Source organism: Methylobacterium sp. R2-1 (genome assembly GCF_014191355.1).
Lineage (GTDB): Bacteria > Pseudomonadota > Alphaproteobacteria > Rhizobiales > Beijerinckiaceae > Methylobacterium.
Map to the genome: position 1 here is coordinate 139,181 of NZ_JACHWM010000014.1, position 17,263 is coordinate 156,443.

At 68.6% G+C, this 17,263-nt stretch carries 18 protein-coding genes; 8 read left to right on the plus strand and 10 right to left on the minus strand.

The window, feature by feature from the left end:
• The first annotated feature begins 38 nt into the window (after window positions 1-38).
• Window positions 39-1,031 carry a TIM44-like domain-containing protein gene (locus FHU13_RS19715; RefSeq protein ID WP_183437553.1) on the plus strand — a complete coding sequence of 331 codons (993 nt, stop codon included), beginning with the start codon at window positions 39-41 and terminating at the stop codon, window positions 1,029-1,031.
• An 85-nt stretch (window positions 1,032-1,116) separates the two neighbouring features.
• On the opposite strand, the gene FHU13_RS19720 is transcribed toward FHU13_RS19715, so the two are convergent.
• From FHU13_RS19720 to FHU13_RS19740, 5 genes are all read right to left on the minus strand, one after another.
• Complete coding sequence (locus FHU13_RS19720; RefSeq protein WP_183437554.1) at window positions 1,117-1,323, minus strand: Trm112 family protein; 207 nt, start codon at window positions 1,321-1,323, stop codon at window positions 1,117-1,119.
• A 165-nt stretch (window positions 1,324-1,488) separates the two neighbouring features.
• On the minus strand, window positions 1,489-2,157 hold the full coding sequence (locus FHU13_RS19725) for an LON peptidase substrate-binding domain-containing protein (protein WP_183437555.1): 669 nt from the start codon (window positions 2,155-2,157) through the stop codon (window positions 1,489-1,491).
• An 85-nt stretch (window positions 2,158-2,242) separates the two neighbouring features.
• Entirely contained in the window at window positions 2,243-3,151 is a 909-nt protein-coding gene (locus tag FHU13_RS19730) for a co-chaperone YbbN (RefSeq protein ID WP_183437556.1), read from the minus strand.
• Window positions 3,152-3,284: 133 nt separating this feature from the next.
• Window positions 3,285-3,809 (minus strand): hypothetical protein, encoded by a 525-nt coding sequence (locus FHU13_RS19735; RefSeq protein ID WP_183437557.1) that lies wholly within the window; start codon window positions 3,807-3,809, stop codon window positions 3,285-3,287.
• Between the two features lie 72 nt (window positions 3,810-3,881).
• A complete protein-coding gene (locus tag FHU13_RS19740; protein ID WP_183437558.1) occupies window positions 3,882-4,874 on the minus strand; it encodes a glutathione S-transferase family protein in 993 nt (330 codons plus the stop codon).
• Between the two features lie 169 nt (window positions 4,875-5,043).
• On the opposite strand from FHU13_RS19740, the gene FHU13_RS19745 reads away from it, so the two are divergent.
• Entirely contained in the window at window positions 5,044-6,162 is a 1,119-nt protein-coding gene (locus FHU13_RS19745; RefSeq protein WP_183437559.1) for an NADH:flavin oxidoreductase/NADH oxidase, read from the plus strand.
• 178 nt (window positions 6,163-6,340) lie between these two features.
• Here FHU13_RS19745 and FHU13_RS19750 read toward each other — a convergent pair whose 3' ends face one another.
• On the minus strand, window positions 6,341-7,126 hold the full coding sequence (locus FHU13_RS19750) for a phosphodiester glycosidase family protein (RefSeq protein WP_183437560.1): 786 nt from the start codon (window positions 7,124-7,126) through the stop codon (window positions 6,341-6,343).
• A gap of 226 nt (window positions 7,127-7,352) precedes the next feature.
• Between FHU13_RS19750 and FHU13_RS19755 the strand changes: the two genes are divergently transcribed.
• Window positions 7,353-7,886: a hypothetical protein gene (locus FHU13_RS19755; RefSeq protein WP_183437561.1), complete on the plus strand. Its 534-nt coding sequence runs from the start codon at window positions 7,353-7,355 to the stop codon at window positions 7,884-7,886.
• A 57-nt stretch (window positions 7,887-7,943) separates the two neighbouring features.
• Here FHU13_RS19755 and FHU13_RS19760 read toward each other — a convergent pair whose 3' ends face one another.
• A complete protein-coding gene (locus FHU13_RS19760) occupies window positions 7,944-8,363 on the minus strand; it encodes a DUF4174 domain-containing protein (RefSeq protein ID WP_183437562.1) in 420 nt (139 codons plus the stop codon).
• Window positions 8,364-8,454: 91 nt separating this feature from the next.
• Here FHU13_RS19760 and FHU13_RS19765 point away from each other — a divergent pair, with 91 nt between their 5' ends.
• The 5 genes from FHU13_RS19765 (at window position 8,455) to panC (ending at window position 12,465) form a co-directional block, all read left to right on the plus strand.
• Window positions 8,455-9,471 (plus strand): NADP-dependent oxidoreductase, encoded by a 1,017-nt coding sequence (locus FHU13_RS19765; protein ID WP_183437563.1) that lies wholly within the window; start codon window positions 8,455-8,457, stop codon window positions 9,469-9,471.
• Window positions 9,472-9,676: 205 nt separating this feature from the next.
• On the plus strand, window positions 9,677-10,231 hold the full coding sequence (gene ssb, locus FHU13_RS19770) for a single-stranded DNA-binding protein (RefSeq protein WP_183437564.1): 555 nt from the start codon (window positions 9,677-9,679) through the stop codon (window positions 10,229-10,231).
• A gap of 264 nt (window positions 10,232-10,495) precedes the next feature.
• Complete coding sequence (locus tag FHU13_RS19775; protein WP_183437565.1) at window positions 10,496-11,101, plus strand: helix-turn-helix domain-containing protein; 606 nt, start codon at window positions 10,496-10,498, stop codon at window positions 11,099-11,101.
• Between the two features lie 72 nt (window positions 11,102-11,173).
• On the plus strand, window positions 11,174-11,530 hold the full coding sequence (locus FHU13_RS19780; RefSeq protein ID WP_183437566.1) for a hypothetical protein: 357 nt from the start codon (window positions 11,174-11,176) through the stop codon (window positions 11,528-11,530).
• Window positions 11,531-11,607: 77 nt separating this feature from the next.
• Entirely contained in the window at window positions 11,608-12,465 is an 858-nt protein-coding gene (gene panC, locus FHU13_RS19785; protein ID WP_183437567.1) for a pantoate--beta-alanine ligase, read from the plus strand.
• Window positions 12,466-12,623: 158 nt separating this feature from the next.
• Here panC and FHU13_RS19790 read toward each other — a convergent pair whose 3' ends face one another.
• The 3 genes from FHU13_RS19790 to FHU13_RS19800 form a co-directional block, all read right to left on the minus strand.
• A complete protein-coding gene (locus tag FHU13_RS19790) occupies window positions 12,624-14,462 on the minus strand; it encodes an NADPH-dependent assimilatory sulfite reductase hemoprotein subunit (RefSeq protein WP_183437568.1) in 1,839 nt (612 codons plus the stop codon).
• A 206-nt stretch (window positions 14,463-14,668) separates the two neighbouring features.
• Window positions 14,669-16,444 (minus strand): sulfite reductase flavoprotein subunit alpha, encoded by a 1,776-nt coding sequence (locus tag FHU13_RS19795; RefSeq protein ID WP_183437569.1) that lies wholly within the window; start codon window positions 16,442-16,444, stop codon window positions 14,669-14,671.
• Between the two features lie 112 nt (window positions 16,445-16,556).
• Entirely contained in the window at window positions 16,557-17,060 is a 504-nt protein-coding gene (locus tag FHU13_RS19800; RefSeq protein WP_183437570.1) for an Lrp/AsnC family transcriptional regulator, read from the minus strand.
• Window positions 17,061-17,263 lie beyond the last annotated feature (203 nt).

The following is a 17,263-nucleotide window of genomic DNA, read 5'->3' on the forward strand; positions in this document are numbered from 1 at the left end:
AGGGGCATTTCGCCCTTTTGGTGACCGAGGTTCTTTCGATGGCTTCCTCCCCCGCGCGCCGTCGGCGCGTCGTGACCCTCCTCGCGCTCGCGGCTTCGCTCGCCCTGGCGGCGCCCGCCGTTGATGCACGGCCGGGCGGCGGCGGCGGTATGGGCTCGCGCGGCTCGAAGACCTTCAGCGCGCCGCCCTCCACCGCGACCTCGCCGGGCGCGATGGGCCCGATTCAGCGCTCGCAGACGAGCCCGAGCCCCGGCTTCAACAATCCCGGCATGGCGGCGCAGAGCCAGGGACGGCGCTTCGGCGGCGGCTTTCTCGGCGGCATGCTCGGCGCGGGCCTGATCGGTGCCCTCCTCGGTGCTGGCCTGTCCGGCGGCCTCGGCGGCATCGGCTCCTTCATCGGCCTGATCTTCCAGATCGGCCTGATCGCGCTGCTCGTGATGTTCGTCGTGCGCTTCTTCCGCCGCCGCCAGGAGGGCAACCAGCCCGCCATGGCCGGCAACGCGCCCCATGCCCGCTCCGGATTGCCGCCACAGGGCGGCATGCCCGGTGGTGTGAACGCTGGCATGAACGGTGGGATGAACGCTGGCATGAACCCGATGGGCGGCAGCTACAGCGGCGGTGCCCGCCCGCAGCCGGTGCAGGTCCAGCCGGAAGACTTCCAGGCCTTCGAGCGCTCGCTCAACGAGATCCAGGGCGCCTATGGCCGTGAGGACGTCGCCGCCCTTCGCCGTCTCGCGACGCCGGAGATGGTCGGCTACTTCGAGGAAGATCTGCGCGCCAACGCCGCCCGCGGCGTGGTGAACCGGATCTCGGACGTGAAGCTCCTTCAGGGCGACCTGTCCGAGGCGTGGCGCGAGGGTCCGGTCGAGTTCGCCACCGTCGCCATGCGCTTCTCGTTGCGCGATGAGGTGTTCGAGCGCAGCACCAACCGCCACGTCGAGAACGGCCCGCAGGAGGCCAAGGAGTTCTGGACCTTCGTGCGCGAGCCCGGTGGCCCTTGGCGGCTCTCGGCGATCCAGCAGGGCCGCTGAGCGGTCTCACCCTCTCAACAGAAAGGGCGTCCGGCGAGAGCCGGGCGCCCTTTTTTCACGTCCGGATGATGCTGACGCGCCGCCCTCACTCCGTCAGCGAGCGCGCCTCTTCCGGCAGCATGATCGGGATGCCGTCGCGGATCGGATAGGCGAGCTTCGCGGAGCGGCTGATGAGTTCTTCGCGCGCCGCGTCGTATTCCAGCGGCTCCTTGGTCAGCGGGCAGACGAGGAGTTCGAGCAGGCGGGGATCGACCCGGGTCGCTTCGACGGGCGGGGCAGAGGAGTCGGCCATGGTTCCTGTCACTTCCGGTGGGCTAGAGCGTCGTTCCGGATCCGGTATCCAGAGCGGTGCTCTAGGTCTCTGATGTTGCATCGTCACTTCCCGAAAGACGGCAACCACCTTTCAGGACGATGCTCTAGCCCGCGGTCGGCACGGCTGACCGCGGGACGTGTCAAATCATTGCAGCGTCGGTTCCGCCCCGCTGGCACGCACCAGTTCCATCTCGGTCACGGCGATCAGCACCTCGGCCCGCGTCTTGAGATCGGGCGCCTCCAGCATCGCCTGCTTCTCGCGCACGCCGAACGGGCTCATCATGCAGAGCGCGTTGACCAACGCCTCGTTCGGCGCTTCCTCGATGCCGGCCCAGTCGACCTGAAGCTCATTGGCCTCGATGAAGTTGCGCAGGGTCCGCAGCACGGCCTCACGATCGACCGCCTCCTCGCCAGCCCGCGCCTCGAAGTCCTGAGCGAAACTGTCGTAGGAGACCTGACAACGGCGGTAGGCGGTGGTGACGGCGAGCTCGCTCTCGATCCGGAAGCGGCTGACACCGGTGAGCGAGATCAGGTAGCGCCCATCGCCGGTTTCGGCGAACTGGCTGATCCGCCCGGCACAGCCGACCCGGTAGAGCCGGGGGCTGAGCGGCGAGCCGCCGCCCTCCGGATCGGGCTGGATCATGCCGATGATCCGCTCGGTGCGCAGCGCGTCGTCCACCATGGCGAGGTAGCGCGGCTCGAAGATGTTGAGCGGCATCTGCCCCCGCGGCAGCAGCAGCGCGCCGGGCAGCGGGAAGACCGGGATGATGGCGGGACAATCCGCCGGCGACTTGCAGCTCGGCTGCGGGCTCATGCGCGGCTTTCCTGCTGAAGGAGGGGGCATGGGACGCCCCGTCCGTTGGCTTCGGTCGCCGTAACGCTCTCGCGGAGACTTTGCCTCACGAGAACAGCAGCGTCGAGAGCTGGCGGCGCCCGCGGATCGCGGCCGGATCCATCAGGCCCCAAGCCTCGAAGAACTGAAGCAGTTGCTTGCGGGCGGCGTCCTCGTTCCAGGTCCGGTCGGCCCGGGCGATGGCAACGAGCTGATCGACCGCCTCGTCGCGCTTGCCGGCGGCGTTGAGTCCGAGCGCGAGGTCGAACCGAGCCTGGAAGTCGTTTCCGTCGGCCTCGATCCGCTTTTGCAGGGCGGCGAGGTCACCCAGGCTCTCGGCCTGATCGGCGAGTTCGAGCGCGGCGCGCACGCCTGCGAGCAGCGGGTCGTCGGCCTTGGCCGGCGGCACCATGGCGAGCACCTGCCGGGCGTCCTCGGTCTCCCCGAGTTCGAGCTGGGTCTTGGCCAGCCCGGCAATGGCCTTGAGGTTCTCCGGCTCCTCGCGCAGCACCGCGGCGTAGAGTTCGGAGGCCGAGGCGAGATCGCCGGCCGAGGCGACCGCGGCCGCCTCTTCGAGCACCTGATCGATCTCGGAGGGGCCGGCGAGCCGGTCGATGAAGGCGCGCACCTCAGTTTCCGGCACGGCGCCCATGAAGGCGTCCACTGGACGGCCGCGGTCGATCGCAATCACGGCGGGGATCGACTGTAGGCCGAGTTGCTGGCCGATCTGCTGCCAGACGCCCGGATGCTCGTCGATGTTGAGCTTGGCGAGCTTCACCCGGCCGCCGGCCGCCCGCACAACCTTCTCGAGGACCGGCGTGAGCTGCTTGCACGGGCCGCACCAGGGCGCCCAGAAATCGACGATCACCGGCTGGTTCATCGATTCGGCGATGACGTCCTGCCGGAAGCCCGCCGTGGTGGTGTCCTTGATGAGGCCGTCGGCGGGGGCGCCGGCGGCGGCGTTGGCTTCGAGCATGGAGCCCTCGAAAAATCACAAAAACGCAGTTCGGTGCCTGCAGCGCAGGCTTGCAGCGCACCGGCCCGTTACATGGGGCTTCGCGACGCGGCTGACCAGACGTTTTCGAAGGCCCCCGGGGAACGAATCCGGCTCAGGGCTTGGGCGGGCTGGTCGCCCCTTCCTTCGCGGCATCCTTGCCGGACTCGGCCCCGGGCTTGGTATCGGCCTTGGCATCGGTGATGAACACGCCCGCATAGGTCTTGCCCTGCGAGGTCGCCTCGCAGGTGATCATGGTCTTGCCGGGCTCCGGGCGCGAGAACTTGCAGGCGCCGACCGCGGGGGCGGGAGAGCGAACGATGCCCTCCTTGTTTTTCATGCCCGCCACCACGAGGCTGATCGGCTGGAGCTGCTCGGTCTCCTCGGTCTGCTCGTGCTGCGCCCCAGAGCCGCTGAAGCTCAGCGACTGCCCGTCCCAGGCGCCGAAATCGAAGGTGGTACGCCCGCGCGCGACCGTGTTGACGAGCTGCTCCTTGCAGTTCTGGGTAATGTCGAGGCCGCCGATCACCAGCCGCTCGCACCGGCCGGTCATCGTCACCTCGGCCTGCTGAGCCGAAGCCGGCCCTGCGGCGAGCAGGCCGAGGAGCGCGAGAAGCGGGACGCGCGAAAGGGTCGTCATGGCGTGGTGTTCCTCCTGATCGGCATCCGATGCCGCTTGTCGCGATGGATATTTCCTGCGGGGCGGCCAGGTTCAACTGCCGAAGCGCAGGGCGCGATCGTTGGGCGCATCGAAGTGGAGTTCGGGGCCGAGCGGCACGATTCCCGTAGGGTTGATGCCGGCGTGGCTACCGTAATAGTGGCGCTTGATCTGATCGAGATCCACCGTCTCCGCCACGCCCGGCAGGGCGTAGAGGTCGCGCAAGTAGTTCGAGAGGTTGGGGTAGTCGGCGATCCGGCGCCGGTTGCACTTGAAGTGCCCGACATAGACCGCGTCGAACCGCACCAGCGTGGTGAACAGGCGGATGTCGGCCTCGGTCAGCGACGATCCGCAGAGATAACGCTGCCGGTCGAGCCGTTCCTCGAGCGCGTCGAGTTCGGCGAACAAGGCGGTGAAAGCGTCCTCGTAGGCCGTTTGCGTGGTGGCGAAACCCGCCTTGTAGACGCCGTTGTTGACCCGGTCGTAGACGCGCCCATTGATCGCATCGATCTCGGCGCGGAGCGCTTCCGGGTAGAGATCCGGTCCGCCCGCCCCGAACGCGCCGTTCAGCATCCGGATGATCTCGGCCGATTCGTTCGAGACGATGGTCTGGCGCTGCTTGTCCCACAGCACCGGCACGGTGACGCGGCCGGAATAGTCGGGCTTGGCGCGGAGATAGATCTCGTAGAGCCGCTTGGCGCCGAACAACGGGTCGGCGGTCGAGCCCGGCACCCCGCCCTCCTCCTCGGCCCGGAAGACCCAGCCCTCCGCGCGCATATACGGCGAGACCACGGAGACGGTGATGGCCTCCGCCAGCCCCTTGAGCCGGCGGACGATCAGCGTGCGGTGGGCCCAGGGGCAAGCGAGCGCGACGATGAGGTGGTAGCGCCCCGCCTCTCCCTTGAAGCCGCCTTCTCCCGAAGGACCGGGAGCGCCGTCGGCCGTCACCCAGTTGCGGAAGGCGGCGGCCGAACGCTCGAAGCGCCCGCCGGATTGGGCGGTGTCGTAGCCCTTGTCGTGCCACTCGCCCTCGACCAGCAACCCCATCCCGAACGGTCCTTTCGCCCTGCGCACGGGGTGAGATGGAGGAGTTGGCCTTCGGGGGAAGCCTGCGGCAAGGATCTCGGGTGTCCCATGCGCGGTTCCGGGCTGGTGGCCGGGACCCGCATATCCCAGATAGGCCGCCGATTGCCGCCCTCGCTCCCGGAGCCTGCCGATGTCCGCCCGCCTGTTCGAGCCCCTGCGCCTGGACGACCTGGAGCTTGAGAACCGCATCATCATCGCGCCGATGTGCCAATACTCGGCGCTCGCCGGTGCGGCGACCGACTGGCACCTGATGCATCTCGGCCAGCTCGCGCAGTCGGGCGCGGGGCTCCTCACCCTGGAGGCGACCGCGGTCTCGCCCGAGGCGCGGATCTCCCCCGGCGATCTCGGCCTCTACGACGATGCCACCGAGCGGGCCCTGGCCCGCGTGCTCGACGCGGTGCGCGGCTACGCGCCGATTCCGGTGGCGATCCAGATCAACCATGCTGGCCGCAAGGCGTCGAGCCGAGCCCCCTGGGAAGGCGGCGCGCAGATCGCGCCGGAGGCCGTCGACGGCTGGCAGACCGAGGCGCCCTCGGCGTTGCCCCACGCGACAAGCGAGGTGCCGCCGCACGCCCTCGATGCGGAGGGCTTGAAGCGGGTGCGCGAGGGCTTCGCCGCCACGGCGAAGCGTGCCATGCGGCTCGGCATCGACGGCGTCGAGTTGCACGGCGCCCACGGCTACCTGCTGCACCAGTTCCTGTCGCCGCTCTCCAACCGCCGCGAGGACCAGTACGGCGGCAGCCTGGAGAATCGGATGCGGTTTCCCCTCGAGTGCTTCGAGGCGGTGCGCGCGGTCGTGCCCTCGGGCAAGCCAGTCTGGATGCGTGTCTCGGCGACCGATTGGGTCGAGGACGGCTGGGATCTCGACCAGACGCTGGAACTCGCCCGCGCGCTCAAGACCCGCGGCGCGGCTGCCATCCACGTCTCCACCGGTGGCCTCTCGACCGCTCAGAAGATTCCCGTCGGGCCGGGCTATCAGGTGCCCTTCGCCGAACGGATCAAGGCGGAAACGGGGCTCACCACCATCGCGGTCGGCCTCATCACAGAGCCGCACCAGGCGGAAGCGATCCTGGCGGAGGGCAAGGCCGACGCGGTCTCGCTCGCCCGCGCCCTGCTCTACGATCCCCGCTGGCCGTGGCACGCCGCCGCCGAACTCGGTGCGCAGGTGCGGGCGCCGAAACAGTACTGGCGCAGCCAGCCGCACCAGTACAAGGACCTGTTCAAGAGCGCGGCCTTCGGGCAGCGATAGCGCTTCCGCCTCGCTCCTGACTCCCATCCTCGAACCTCATCCTGAGGTGCGGAGCGGGGGCGGAGCCTCGAAGGATCGTCCAGGTCCCGCGCGAATCCCTGGACGATCCTTCGAGGCCGCTTCGCGGCATCTCAGGATGAGGGCCTGGATCGGACATCGTCGTTTTGCTGCCGCGCCTCTACTTTCCTACGGCGCCCACCAGCGGCCCGAGCGGCCGGCTGAGGTCGGAACGACCGAGGCCGGGCGCATAGAGGCTCGACACGCTGCCGTCGAGGAACAGCGCGTTGCGGCAGCCCAGGCTGTCCTTGAACAGGCGGGCGAAGGCCCCGAAGGTTACCGGGCGCTCCGAGATCGCGAACAAAGCCACGCGCCCGCCGTCGCGCACACCGACGCCGTTGCGGATCTTCTGGCTCGGGCCATCCGCCGAAATCTTCGGGTGGATCTTGCCCTCGACCACCAGCATGGGCCCCGATTGCGTGGCGAAATCGGGGGCCGGCTTGGCGCGCAGGTAGCGGCCGGTATCGAGCACCCCGGCGCGGTCGCCCTTCACGTAGAACACGCCGTTCGGCTTGAGGTGGAAGTTGCCCGGCCCGTTGGCGGTGGAGACACCCTTCATCTCGCGCCCGTCCTCGACGTAGAGCCCGACCGGGGCCTGCCCCTTGTCGTACATGCCGGCATTCATCGCGAAGCTGAGGCGCGGGCCCTGCCGATCGGCGAGGCTCGACAGAGATCCGTAGGGCAGCCCGTCCGCTCCGAGCCAGAACAGCCGCACGCGCTCGCGCCGCAGATCGACGGTGCAGATCGTGTAGGGCTGCCCCTCGAATTCGACCGCCTCGCACGGTCCCTTGGCTGCGGCGGCGGCCGGTTGCGCCTGGACCGCTCCAGAGGCGAGCGGACCGAGGGCGAGGGCGGCCAAGAAGGCGGCGAAGCGAGCGGGGACGAGAACGGCGAGGCGGCGCGTCACGGGCGGTTCCTGTCTGGCGGCCACCTGTCCGGAGCAGGCTCGGCCGTATGTGCCCTCCTCGCGCGAAAGCATGGCAGCATTCAAGCGGCCAGCACGCGCCTCATGATCGCTCGCAGCATCATCACAAGGCATTTGAGACCGGAGGTCGCAGGGACCGTTTTTTCCCGTCGAACGTTCAAAGCCAACGGGGGGATGGCGAAGTTCTCTCTCGGGTGGAGACGATCTGATGAAAAGGGTTGTTCTGGCATCGGCCGCGATGGCGGGCGCGCTGATGATGATCCCGGCAACCGCCGATGCCCGCCCGGGCTTCGGCGGCTTCCATGGCGGCGGCTTCGGGGGCGGTGGTTTCCGCGGCGGCGGCTTCGGCGGTCCGCGCTTCGGTGGCGGCTTCGGCGGGTTCCGGGGCGGTGGCTTCGGTGGTCCGCGCTTCGGCGGCGGGTTTGCCGGCCGGGGCGGCTTCTATCGCGGTGCCGGCTTCGGCGGCTGGCGCGGCGGCTATGGCGGGTGGCGCGGCGGTGGCTGGGGCTACCGGCGCGGCATCGGCCTGGGCGGGGTCGGGCTCGGGCTCGGGCTGGGCCTCGCCGCGGGTAGCCTCTACGGTGCCTATGGCTACCCCTACGGCTACGGCGGATGGGGCGGCCCCTACGGCTACTCGACGGTCGGTTACGATCCCTATTACAGCGGCGGCTGCTACACCGTCCCGCGCCTGACCTGGACGCCCTACGGCTACCGCCGCGTCCTGGTCGAGCGCTGCTACTGATCGCGAGATCATCGGAGATGACGAAGGGGCCGCTCGCGGCCCCTTCTGTTTTGCGGATCAGCGCCGCTTCGCCTCGTCCTGCCGCATCGGCATGGCATCGATGGTCGAGAACAGGCGCTGGGGCGGAATCGGCTCCTCCGAGGTGAGCTTGGCGCCGCCGTCCTTCCCGACGAGGACCGCCCGGAACGCGTCGCCCGGCAGGCCGAGACGGCGCCGCAGAGCCACCGCGTCCGCCCCCTTTCCCACGGCCTCGACCGTGACGAGATCCCGCTCGGACGCTCCTGTCCGCGCCGAGGCCAGCGCTTGTCTTTGCGCTGCGAGGCGGAAATCGCCCGCATCGCTCGCGGCCAGCACGAGCACCCGCGACTTCCAGCGGTAGGCCGCCAGCGGATCGCCCTCCACGGCCCCGGCCGGACCGGCCGCCGCCAGCACCGCCGCGGTCAGGGCCACGATCAAGGATGCCGCCTTCCACGCCATCGCGAACCTCCGCAGATTGCTGCCTCACATTGCCGGAACCAGCGCACGACCCATCTGCCCGGTTCCGTCTCGAACAACGCCGGAGCGCTCCATGGCAGTCGTCAACCGTCGGATCGTGCTGGCCGCGCGCCCGCACGGCGAGCCGAAACCCGAACATTTCCGCCTCGAAGAGGGGCGCACCCCCGCCCCGAAAGCGGGGGAGGTTCTGCTGCGGACCCGCTGGCTCTCCCTCGATCCCTACATGCGCGGGCGGATGAGCGCGGCGAAGTCCTACGCCAAGCCGGTCGAGATCGGTGAGACCATGGTCGGCCAGACGGTGAGCGAGGTGGTCGCCTCGGAGAATCCGGCCTTTGCCGAGGGCGATCTCGTGCTGAGTTACTCCGGATGGCAGGACTTCGCGGTCTCGGACGGCAGGGGCCTGCGCCGCCTGGACCCCGCGGACGGGCCGCCGAGCCAGTTCCTTGGCATCCTCGGCATGCCCGGCATGACCGCCTACACCGGCCTCCTGGAGATCGGCCGGCCGCGCCCTGGCGAAACCGTCGTGGTGGCCGCCGCCGCCGGGCCGGTCGGCTCCCTCGTCGGCCAGATCGCCCGCATCAAGGGCGCGCGGGCCGTCGGTATCGCTGGGGGCGCCGAGAAATGCGCCTACCTGACCGAGACGCTCGGCTTGGACGCGGCGGTCGATCACCGCGCCGACGATTTTCCCGAGTCGCTGGCCCGCGCCTGTCCCAATGGGATCGATGTGTATTTCGAGAATGTCGGAGGCGCCGTGTTCGACGCGGTGCTGCCGCTCCTCAACGATTTCGCGCGGGTGCCGGTCTGTGGGCTCGTTGCGGGCTACAATCTGAGCGAACTGCCCCCCGGCCCCGATCGGTCACCGGTCTTGATGCGCGCCATCCTCACCAAGCGGCTGACGCTGCGCGGCTTCATCGTCTCGGATTTTTCCGCGATGCAGGACGACTTCCTGCGCGACGTCGGCGGCTGGCTGCGGGCCGGTCGGGTGAAGGCGCGCGAGGACGTGGTCGAGGGCCTGGAAAACGCGCCCGTCGCCTTCGCCGGCATGCTGAAGGGTGCCAATTTCGGCAAGCTCGTCGTGAAGGTGTCCTGATGTCATCCTTGGTCCGGCGAGCGCAGTGGCGCTTGCCCGACACCGAGAACAGATATAGAACATCCGCAGCGGAGGCGACCTCGGTGGTTAGCGTGCACAAGCGTCGGTGACGGCTTGCCCGACTGGGCGTCATGCTCAAGAGTCGTGGCCTTCGCGGGCGTATCGAAAAAATGCCCTGTGAGATCGGACCGGATGGAGAGATGAGATGGCGGGCAGCGTCAACAAGGTGATTCTCGTCGGCAATCTCGGGCGCGACCCCGAGACCCGGCGCCTGGCCTCGGGCGACCCCGTGGTGAACCTGCGCATCGCGACGTCGGAGTCCTGGAAGGACAAGATGTCGGGCGAGCGCAAGGAGAAGACCGAGTGGCACTCGGTCGTGATCTACAACGAGAACCTCGCCCGCGTGGCCGAGCAGTACCTGCGCAAGGGCTCGAAGGTCTACATCGAGGGCCAGCTCCAGACCCGCAAATGGACCGACCAGGCCGGCGCGGAGAAGTACACCACCGAGGTGGTGCTCCAGCGCTTCCGCGGCGAGATGACGATTCTCGACGGTCGTGGCGGGGGCGGCGGCGACTTCGCGGGCGAAGACGAGGGCGGCGGCCAGATCAGCCGAGGCGGCGATCGGGGTGGCGACAGAGGCGGTGACCGCGGCGGACGCGACGATTTCGGTTCGAGCCGCTCCGGTGGCGGCGACCGCCGGCCCTCCTCGGGTGGCGGTGGCAAGCCGAACTACGACCTCGACGACGATATTCCTTTCTAGGACTTTTTGCATCGAGGAGCGGCTCGGTGAGGGGACCGGCGCGGACAGCGCCGGTCCCCTTTCCGTCTCAGGGGACGCCGGCATCGGAACGGATAGGAGCCGGAACAGCAACTTGAATGCTGCGATTGCCGACTTTCACCGTCTGAAAGGAGGTGTGCCGCCGAAAAGACTTGCAGTTCCTAACAACCGTTCCCGGTGGCGTCCTCGAATTCCTGCGCCATAATGATTCCGCGCCGCAATGGCGGAAGGAGCAGCCAGGGATCCATGCTGAGCACAGCGTCGAATGCGCCCGTCGTCGAGGAGCGCCCCCTGGAAAAGGCATTGGGTCATCAAGTGCGCCTGCTGCGGCGGGAGCGCGATCTCTCGGTGGCCGATCTCGGCAGCGCAGCCGGCATCTCGCCCGGCATGATCTCGAAGATCGAGAACGGCGCGATCTCGCCCTCGCTCGCCTCGATCAACGCCATCGCCTCGGCGCTCAATGTGCCGATCACCGCCCTCTTCGCCGCTTTCGAGGAGACCCGCGACTGCAGCCACGTGAAGCGCGGCCAGGGCGTGCCGATCGAGCGACGCGGCACCAAGGTCGGGCATCTCTACGAACTTCTGGGGGCCGGCATCCGCGGCGATGTGGTGGTCGAGCCCTACCTCATCACCCTGCAGGACGAGGCCGAAGCCTATACGAGCTTCCGCCACACCGGCACGGAGTTCATCTACATGCTGACCGGGGAGGTGATCTATCACCACTCGGGCCAGGACTATCACCTAGAGCCGGGTGACGCGCTGATGTTCGATTCGAACGGCTTGCACGGCCCGGCCAAACTGCTCAAGACGCCAATGACCTACCTATCGGTGATCGTCTACCCGAGGGCATGAGCGCGGCGCTCGGTAACGATCCGTTCACCATGACCTGCGAGGCATCGTACGACAGGGCGGGAGAGTGACGCGATGACGGCCGGTTGGCAGCGGGTGCTCGGCATCCTCCTCGCCCTTGGCTGCTTCCTCGGGTCGCCTGCCCTCTCCGCCGACCTGCCGGTGTTCGAGCCGGGTTCTCCCGCCATGCCGCCGGCCCCGCGCTTCTTCCCCCGCGGCGACGGGGACGCCCTCGCCGACGCGCCGATCCGCCCCCTCCCCCGGCGTCTCGTCGGCTGCGCCCCGCGCGTCGCCCCGGTGCCGACCAACGCACCGAGCGATCCGAGCTATGTCGGCTCGGAATACGGCCTCGGCAAACCGAGCTATTACGGCTTCCGGCCGGGGCTCGGCTACGACGACCCCTTCGACCGGCCCCTGCGCTACTGCCCCTGACATGGAGTCGGAACGCTGGCATCCCGCGGCGGCGGCGCTTACCTGTGCGGCGCGATATCCCAGTTCCGAGCCGCTCCATGTCCGACACGACTCTCCGCTTCGACAGCCTTGAGGCCCTGCGCGCGCGGATCGATGCGTGGCACTCGGGCGGCGACCGGATCGTGCTGGTGCCGACCATGGGCGCGCTGCATACGGGCCACCTCGCTCTGGTGGCGCACGCCAAGGCGATCGGCCGGCGGGCGGTCGTCAGCATTTTCGTGAACCCGACCCAGTTCGGCCCGAACGAGGATTTCTCGCGTTACCCGCGCGACACCGAGGCCGACCTGGCGCTGCTCTCCCGGGCCGGCGCCGACGCGGCGTGGCTCCCCTCGGTCGAGACCATGTACCCGACCGGCTTCTCGACGCGCATCGAGCCCGGCCCGGCGGCGGAGGGTTTGTGCGGCACCTTCCGGCCCGGCCACTTCTCCGGCGTCGCCACCGTCGTGACCAAGCTGATCAACCAGGTGCGGCCCGATATCGCCCTGTTCGGCGAAAAGGATTTCCAGCAGTTGCAGGTGATCCGCTCGGTCGTCCGCGACCTCGACATGGCGGTGGCCATCGAAGGCGTGCCGACCCTGCGCGAGGTGGACGGCCTCGCCCTCTCCTCCCGCAACCGCTACCTCGAACCGCGCGAGCGCGCGATTGCGCCCCGTCTGCATGCCGTGCTCGCCGACATGGCCGAGCGCCTCTCTCGCGGCGCCGAGGCGGCTCCGCTGATTGCTGACGGCATGGCGGCGCTGGAGGCGGCGGGCTTCGGCCCGGTCCAGTATCTTGAAGTGCGCGATGCGCAGTCGCTCGTGCCCGTGGCCAGAGCCGAGCGCGAGGCGCGGGTGCTGGTGGCGGCCTATCTCGGCAACACGCGGCTCATCGACAACGTGGCGGTTGTGCCGGTCTGAGGCAGGCCGGGCACAGAAATCGCCTTCATCGCGAGCGTGAGCGCAGCAATCAACTGCGCGCCCTCTCGAGAGCCGTCAGCAGACCGGGCTGCTTCGGCCTGGCCCCGCGATGACGGGGAGTGTCACGCTCACCGTCATCGCGGGGAGAACCCGAGCCGTCAGGCCCCCCGCAGCGGCCCCGTCCGCTCGTGGAAGTCCGGGCCGTTGCCCGTCTTGGCCACGAAGCCCGCGCGGATCACGAAGTCGCCGAAATGCTCGCCCGGCTGCCGATCCTTGGCATAGGCGGCGAACAGCGGCTCCAGGGTGTCCTTGATCTCGCTGGCGGGCACGTCCTCCCGATAGAGCTTGCTCAGCCGGGAGCCATCGAAGGCGGCGCCAAGATAGAGGTGGTAGCGCTCGGGCCCGCGGCCGACGAGGCCGATCTCCGAGATGAAGGGCCGGGCGCAGCCGTTGGGACAGCCCGTCGACCGGATCGTGATCTCCTCGTCCTGCAGTCCGTGGCGGGCGAGGCTCTCCTCCAGTTCGGTGAGGAGGTCGGGCAGGTAGCGCTCGCTCTCAGCCAGCGCCAACCCGCAGGTCGGCAGCGCCACGCAGGCGAGCGAGCTGCGGCGGATTGCCGAGGCGCCCTTGGTCAGGCCGTACTCGTCGACCAGTGCGTCGATCTCGGCGCGTTTGCCGGCCGGCACATTCGCGATGATGACGTTCTGGTTGCCGGTGAGGCGGAAATCGCCCTCGTGCACCTCGGCGATGCGGCGCAGGCCAGAGAGGAATTGCGGTCCGCCGTCGATGTCCTTGATCCGCCCCGACGGCACGTAGAGCGTCAGGTGGTAACGCCCATCATCGCCCTCGACCCAGCCGTAACGGTCGCCGTTTCCGTCGAAGGTGAAGGGCTTCGGCTCACCGAGCTTCTTGCCGATGCGCTTCTCGACCTCCGCCCGGAACGCATCGAGGCCGAAGCGCTCGATCGTGTACTTGAGGCGGGCATTCTTGCGGTTCTTGCGGTTGCCCCAGTCACGCTGGACCGTCATCACGGCCTCGGCCGCCTTCAGCGCATCCTCGGGCTTCACGAAGCCCAGCACGTCGGCGGTGCGCGGAAACGTGTCGGTTTCGCCGTGGGTCATGCCCATGCCGCCGCCGACGGTCACGTTCCAGCCCGTGACCCGGTTCTTCTTGTCGAGGATGGCGATGAAGCCGAGATCGTGGGCGAAGATGTCGACCTCATTCGAGGGCGGCACCGCAACCACGGTCTTGAACTTCCGCGGCAGGTAGGTCTTGCCGTAGACGGGCTCGACCTCCGCCGCGTCCTCGCCGCCGACCACGCGCTCGCCGTCGAGCCAGATCTCGCGCCACGCGCCGGTCTTCGGCAGCAGGGTGTCGGAGATGTCCTTGGCGAGCTGGAGCGCGACCTTGTGGGCACCGGCCTGGGCCGGATTGGTCGCCGCCATGACGTTGCGGTTCACGTCGCCGCAGGCGGCGATGGTGTCGAGCAGCGCCGAATCGATTGCCGCCATGGTGCGCTTGAGGTTCGACTTGATGACGCCATGATATTGGAAGGTCTGGCGCGTGGTCGCGCGCAGGGCATTTCCGGCGTAGGTCGTGGCGATGTTGTCGAGGATCAGCCACTGCTTGGGCGTCACGACGCCGCCCGCGATGCGCAGGCGGATCATGAAGCTGTAGGCCTTCTCGAGCTTCTTCTTGGTGCGCTCCGCCCGGATGTCCCGGTCGTCCTGCATGTACATGCCGTGGAACTTGACGAGCTGGCCGTCGTCCTCGGAGATCGCGCCGGTGGCATGCTTCAAAAGCCCGTCGGCGAGCCCACCGCGCAGGTAGCCGCTGGCGATCTTCAGGTGCTCGTTATGCGCGAGCCCGGCGGCCCGCGCGGCCTCGGCCTCCGTGATCGGACCATCGGTCGGCGGCGTCTCGTAGCGGCGCGCGCCGATGCCGGGCGTGTCCACGGCGGGGCCGTCAGGGGTGTCGATCGGCTTGTGGTCGTCCATGGCGGTGTTCCGTTTCACACTCAGCCTTCCCCTCGCTGCGGGGGAGGGTGGCCCTCGCGTCAGCGAGGGTCGGGAGAGGGGAGCGCCCTGTCCGGAAAAGTCTCGACAGCACGGGCTGCACCACCTTCGGCGCCGTCACGCTGCCTCTCTCCCGCCTCGCTGCGCTCGGCACCCTCCCCCGCAGAGGGGGGAGGTGCGGGTGAACTTCAGTAAACGTCCTGCTGGTAGCGCTTGGTCCGCTCCAGCGAAGCGATATGCGCTTCCGCATCCGCGTGGCTCAGGCCCTTCACGCTCTCGAAGGCGCGCACCACTGCGGCGCGCACGTCCTTGGCCATGTTCTTGGCGTCGCCGCAGACGTAGAAATGCGCGCCGCCGTCGAGCCAGGCCACCACCTCGGCGGCGTTCTGGTCGATCCGGTCCTGCACGTAGATCTTCTCCGGCTGATCGCGGGAGAAGGCCACGTCGATCTTGGCCAGTGAGCCGTCCTCCAGCGCGTCCTGCCATTCGAGCTGGTACAGGAAGTCGTGGGTGAAGTGGCGGTCGCCGAAGAACAGCCAGGAGCGGCCGGGAGCCTCCGTGGCACGGCGCTCCTGCACGAAGGCGCGGAACGGCGCAACGCCGGTGCCGGGACCGACCATGATGATGTCGGTCGACGGGTCGGACGGCAGGCGGAAGTGCTTGTTGGGCTTCACCCGCACCCGCAGCTTGGCGCCGTTGGCGATGCGGTCGGCGACATGCACCGAGGCGACGCCGGAACGGGCGCGGCCGTGGGTCTCGTAGCGCACGGCGGCGATGGTGAGATGCACCTCGTCGCGAACCTCTTTTCGCGATGAGGCGATGGAATAGGCCCGCGGCGGCAGCGGCCGGGTCACGGTGTTGAGGTGCTCGGCGGTCAGCTTGGCAGGGAAGCGCTCGATCAGGTCGATCAGGTGGCGCCCCTCGATCCAGGCCTTCACCTCGCCGCTCTCCACGAATTTTTGGGCGTCCGCGTGGCCGGTGGCCTTGGCGAAGCGCTCGACCGTGGTGGGCGAGAGCGTGGTGATGTCGCGTTCGGCGAGCAGCGCCCGGCGAAGCCCCTCGTCGCCGGACAATCCCGTGGCGCGCAAAATCTCGTCCACGAGCTGCGGGTCGTTCTCCGGGAAGATCTCCAGCGAATCGCCGGGCTCGTAGGCCGGCGCCCCGTCCTCGAATTCGAGGGCGAGATGGATCGTCTCCTTATCGGAGCGCGAGGAGTTGAGGTTCACGTGGTCGATCACCTCGACGACGACCGGCTCGCGGCTGACTTCGCCGTCCTCGTCCTCGGCTCCGGCGCGGAAATCGACCGCCACGACGTTGTCGGCCGGGGCGTCCGTCGGCGCGAGCGCCTTGAGCGCGCCCTTGATCCACTCGGCGGCGGGCTTGTCGAAATCGAGATCGAGATCCGCGCGGTCGTAGGCGCGCTTGGCGCCGAGCGCCTCGAAGCGCGCGTCGAGCGCCTTACCGATGGCGCAGAACTCTGCGTAGCTCGTATCGCCAAGTGCGAGGACGCCGAACTCGACGCCTTCGAGCCGCGGCGCAGCATCGCCCATCAACTCACCGTAGGCGCGCACGGCACGAGCCGGCGGCTCACCTTCGCCCCAGGTTGCGACGATGGCGATCAGCTTGCCGGCCTTCGGCAACGTGGCGAGATCGAGGTCGGCGAAGTCCACGATCTTCGGCTTGAAGCCCTGCTTGCGGGCGAGCTTGCCCACGTCGCCCGCGAGCTTTTCGGAATTACCCGATTCCGACGCGAACAGGATCGTCAAAGGCTCGGCGGCCTTCGGCGGGGCGGCCGGGGCGGCCGCCGCAGCAGCGGGCTGGCCGGCGGCCGCGTCGAGCCCGGCGAGGAAGCCGGTCAGCCACGCGCGCTGGATCGGCGTCGCCGCGCCGAGCGCCGCGTCGAGATGGGCCCGTTCCTGGTCTCCGAAGGGAGCCGTGCGGGGGAGAAGTGCTTGCCTGGACATCGTGGGTGCCATGTCGTCCGCCGGAGCGCCGCTGTCAACGTCGAAACGTCCGTTTTAAAGAACGCCCTGCAGAGAGAAGAGATTATTCGTTGCTGCGTCGCAAAAAGGAAGATTATTCTCCAACCACGGCCAGCCTCGGCTCGGCCCGCCCGCGCGGCGGGGGGGCCGGCAGCGGCAGGGCCGTCGTCGACTTCACCTTCTCCATGGCGAAGCGCGAGGTCACGTTCTTGAGAGGAAGGGTCGCGATCAGGTTCTTGTAGAACGTGTCGTAGGCCGCCATGTCGGCCACGACGACGCGCAGCATGTAATCGACGTCGCCGGCCATGCGGTAGAATTCAAGCACCTCCGGCATCGCCGAGATGCGGTCGGCGAATCGCTCGAGCCAGTCCTTGGAATGATCGGAAGTCTCGATGGAGACGAAGACGGTGAGCCCAAGCCCGAGTTTCACCGGATCGAGCACGGCCACGCGCCGGTCGATCACGCCGTCGGCCTCGAGGCGCTGGATCCGCTTCCAGCAGGGCGTCTGAGACAGCCCGACCTGCTCGCCGATGGCGGCGATGGAGAGCGTGGCGTCCTTCTGCAGGAGCGCGAGGATCTTCAGGTCGATCGAGTCCAAGGGGGCCTCTCCGCAGTTGATGGCGAGGATGGTCTCTCGAGAGCGTCTCCCGCAGCGCCGGGCGACAGGCCCGATCGGGCGCCTCGTTGAGAAGATTCTTTTCTAAGCGGGCAACGATACGCCATCGGAACCCGTTGCCGTGTCATTCGCGCCGCAGCAGAGGATTGCGTGCGCAGCAGCTCCGGCGCCTTGACAGCGTTCGT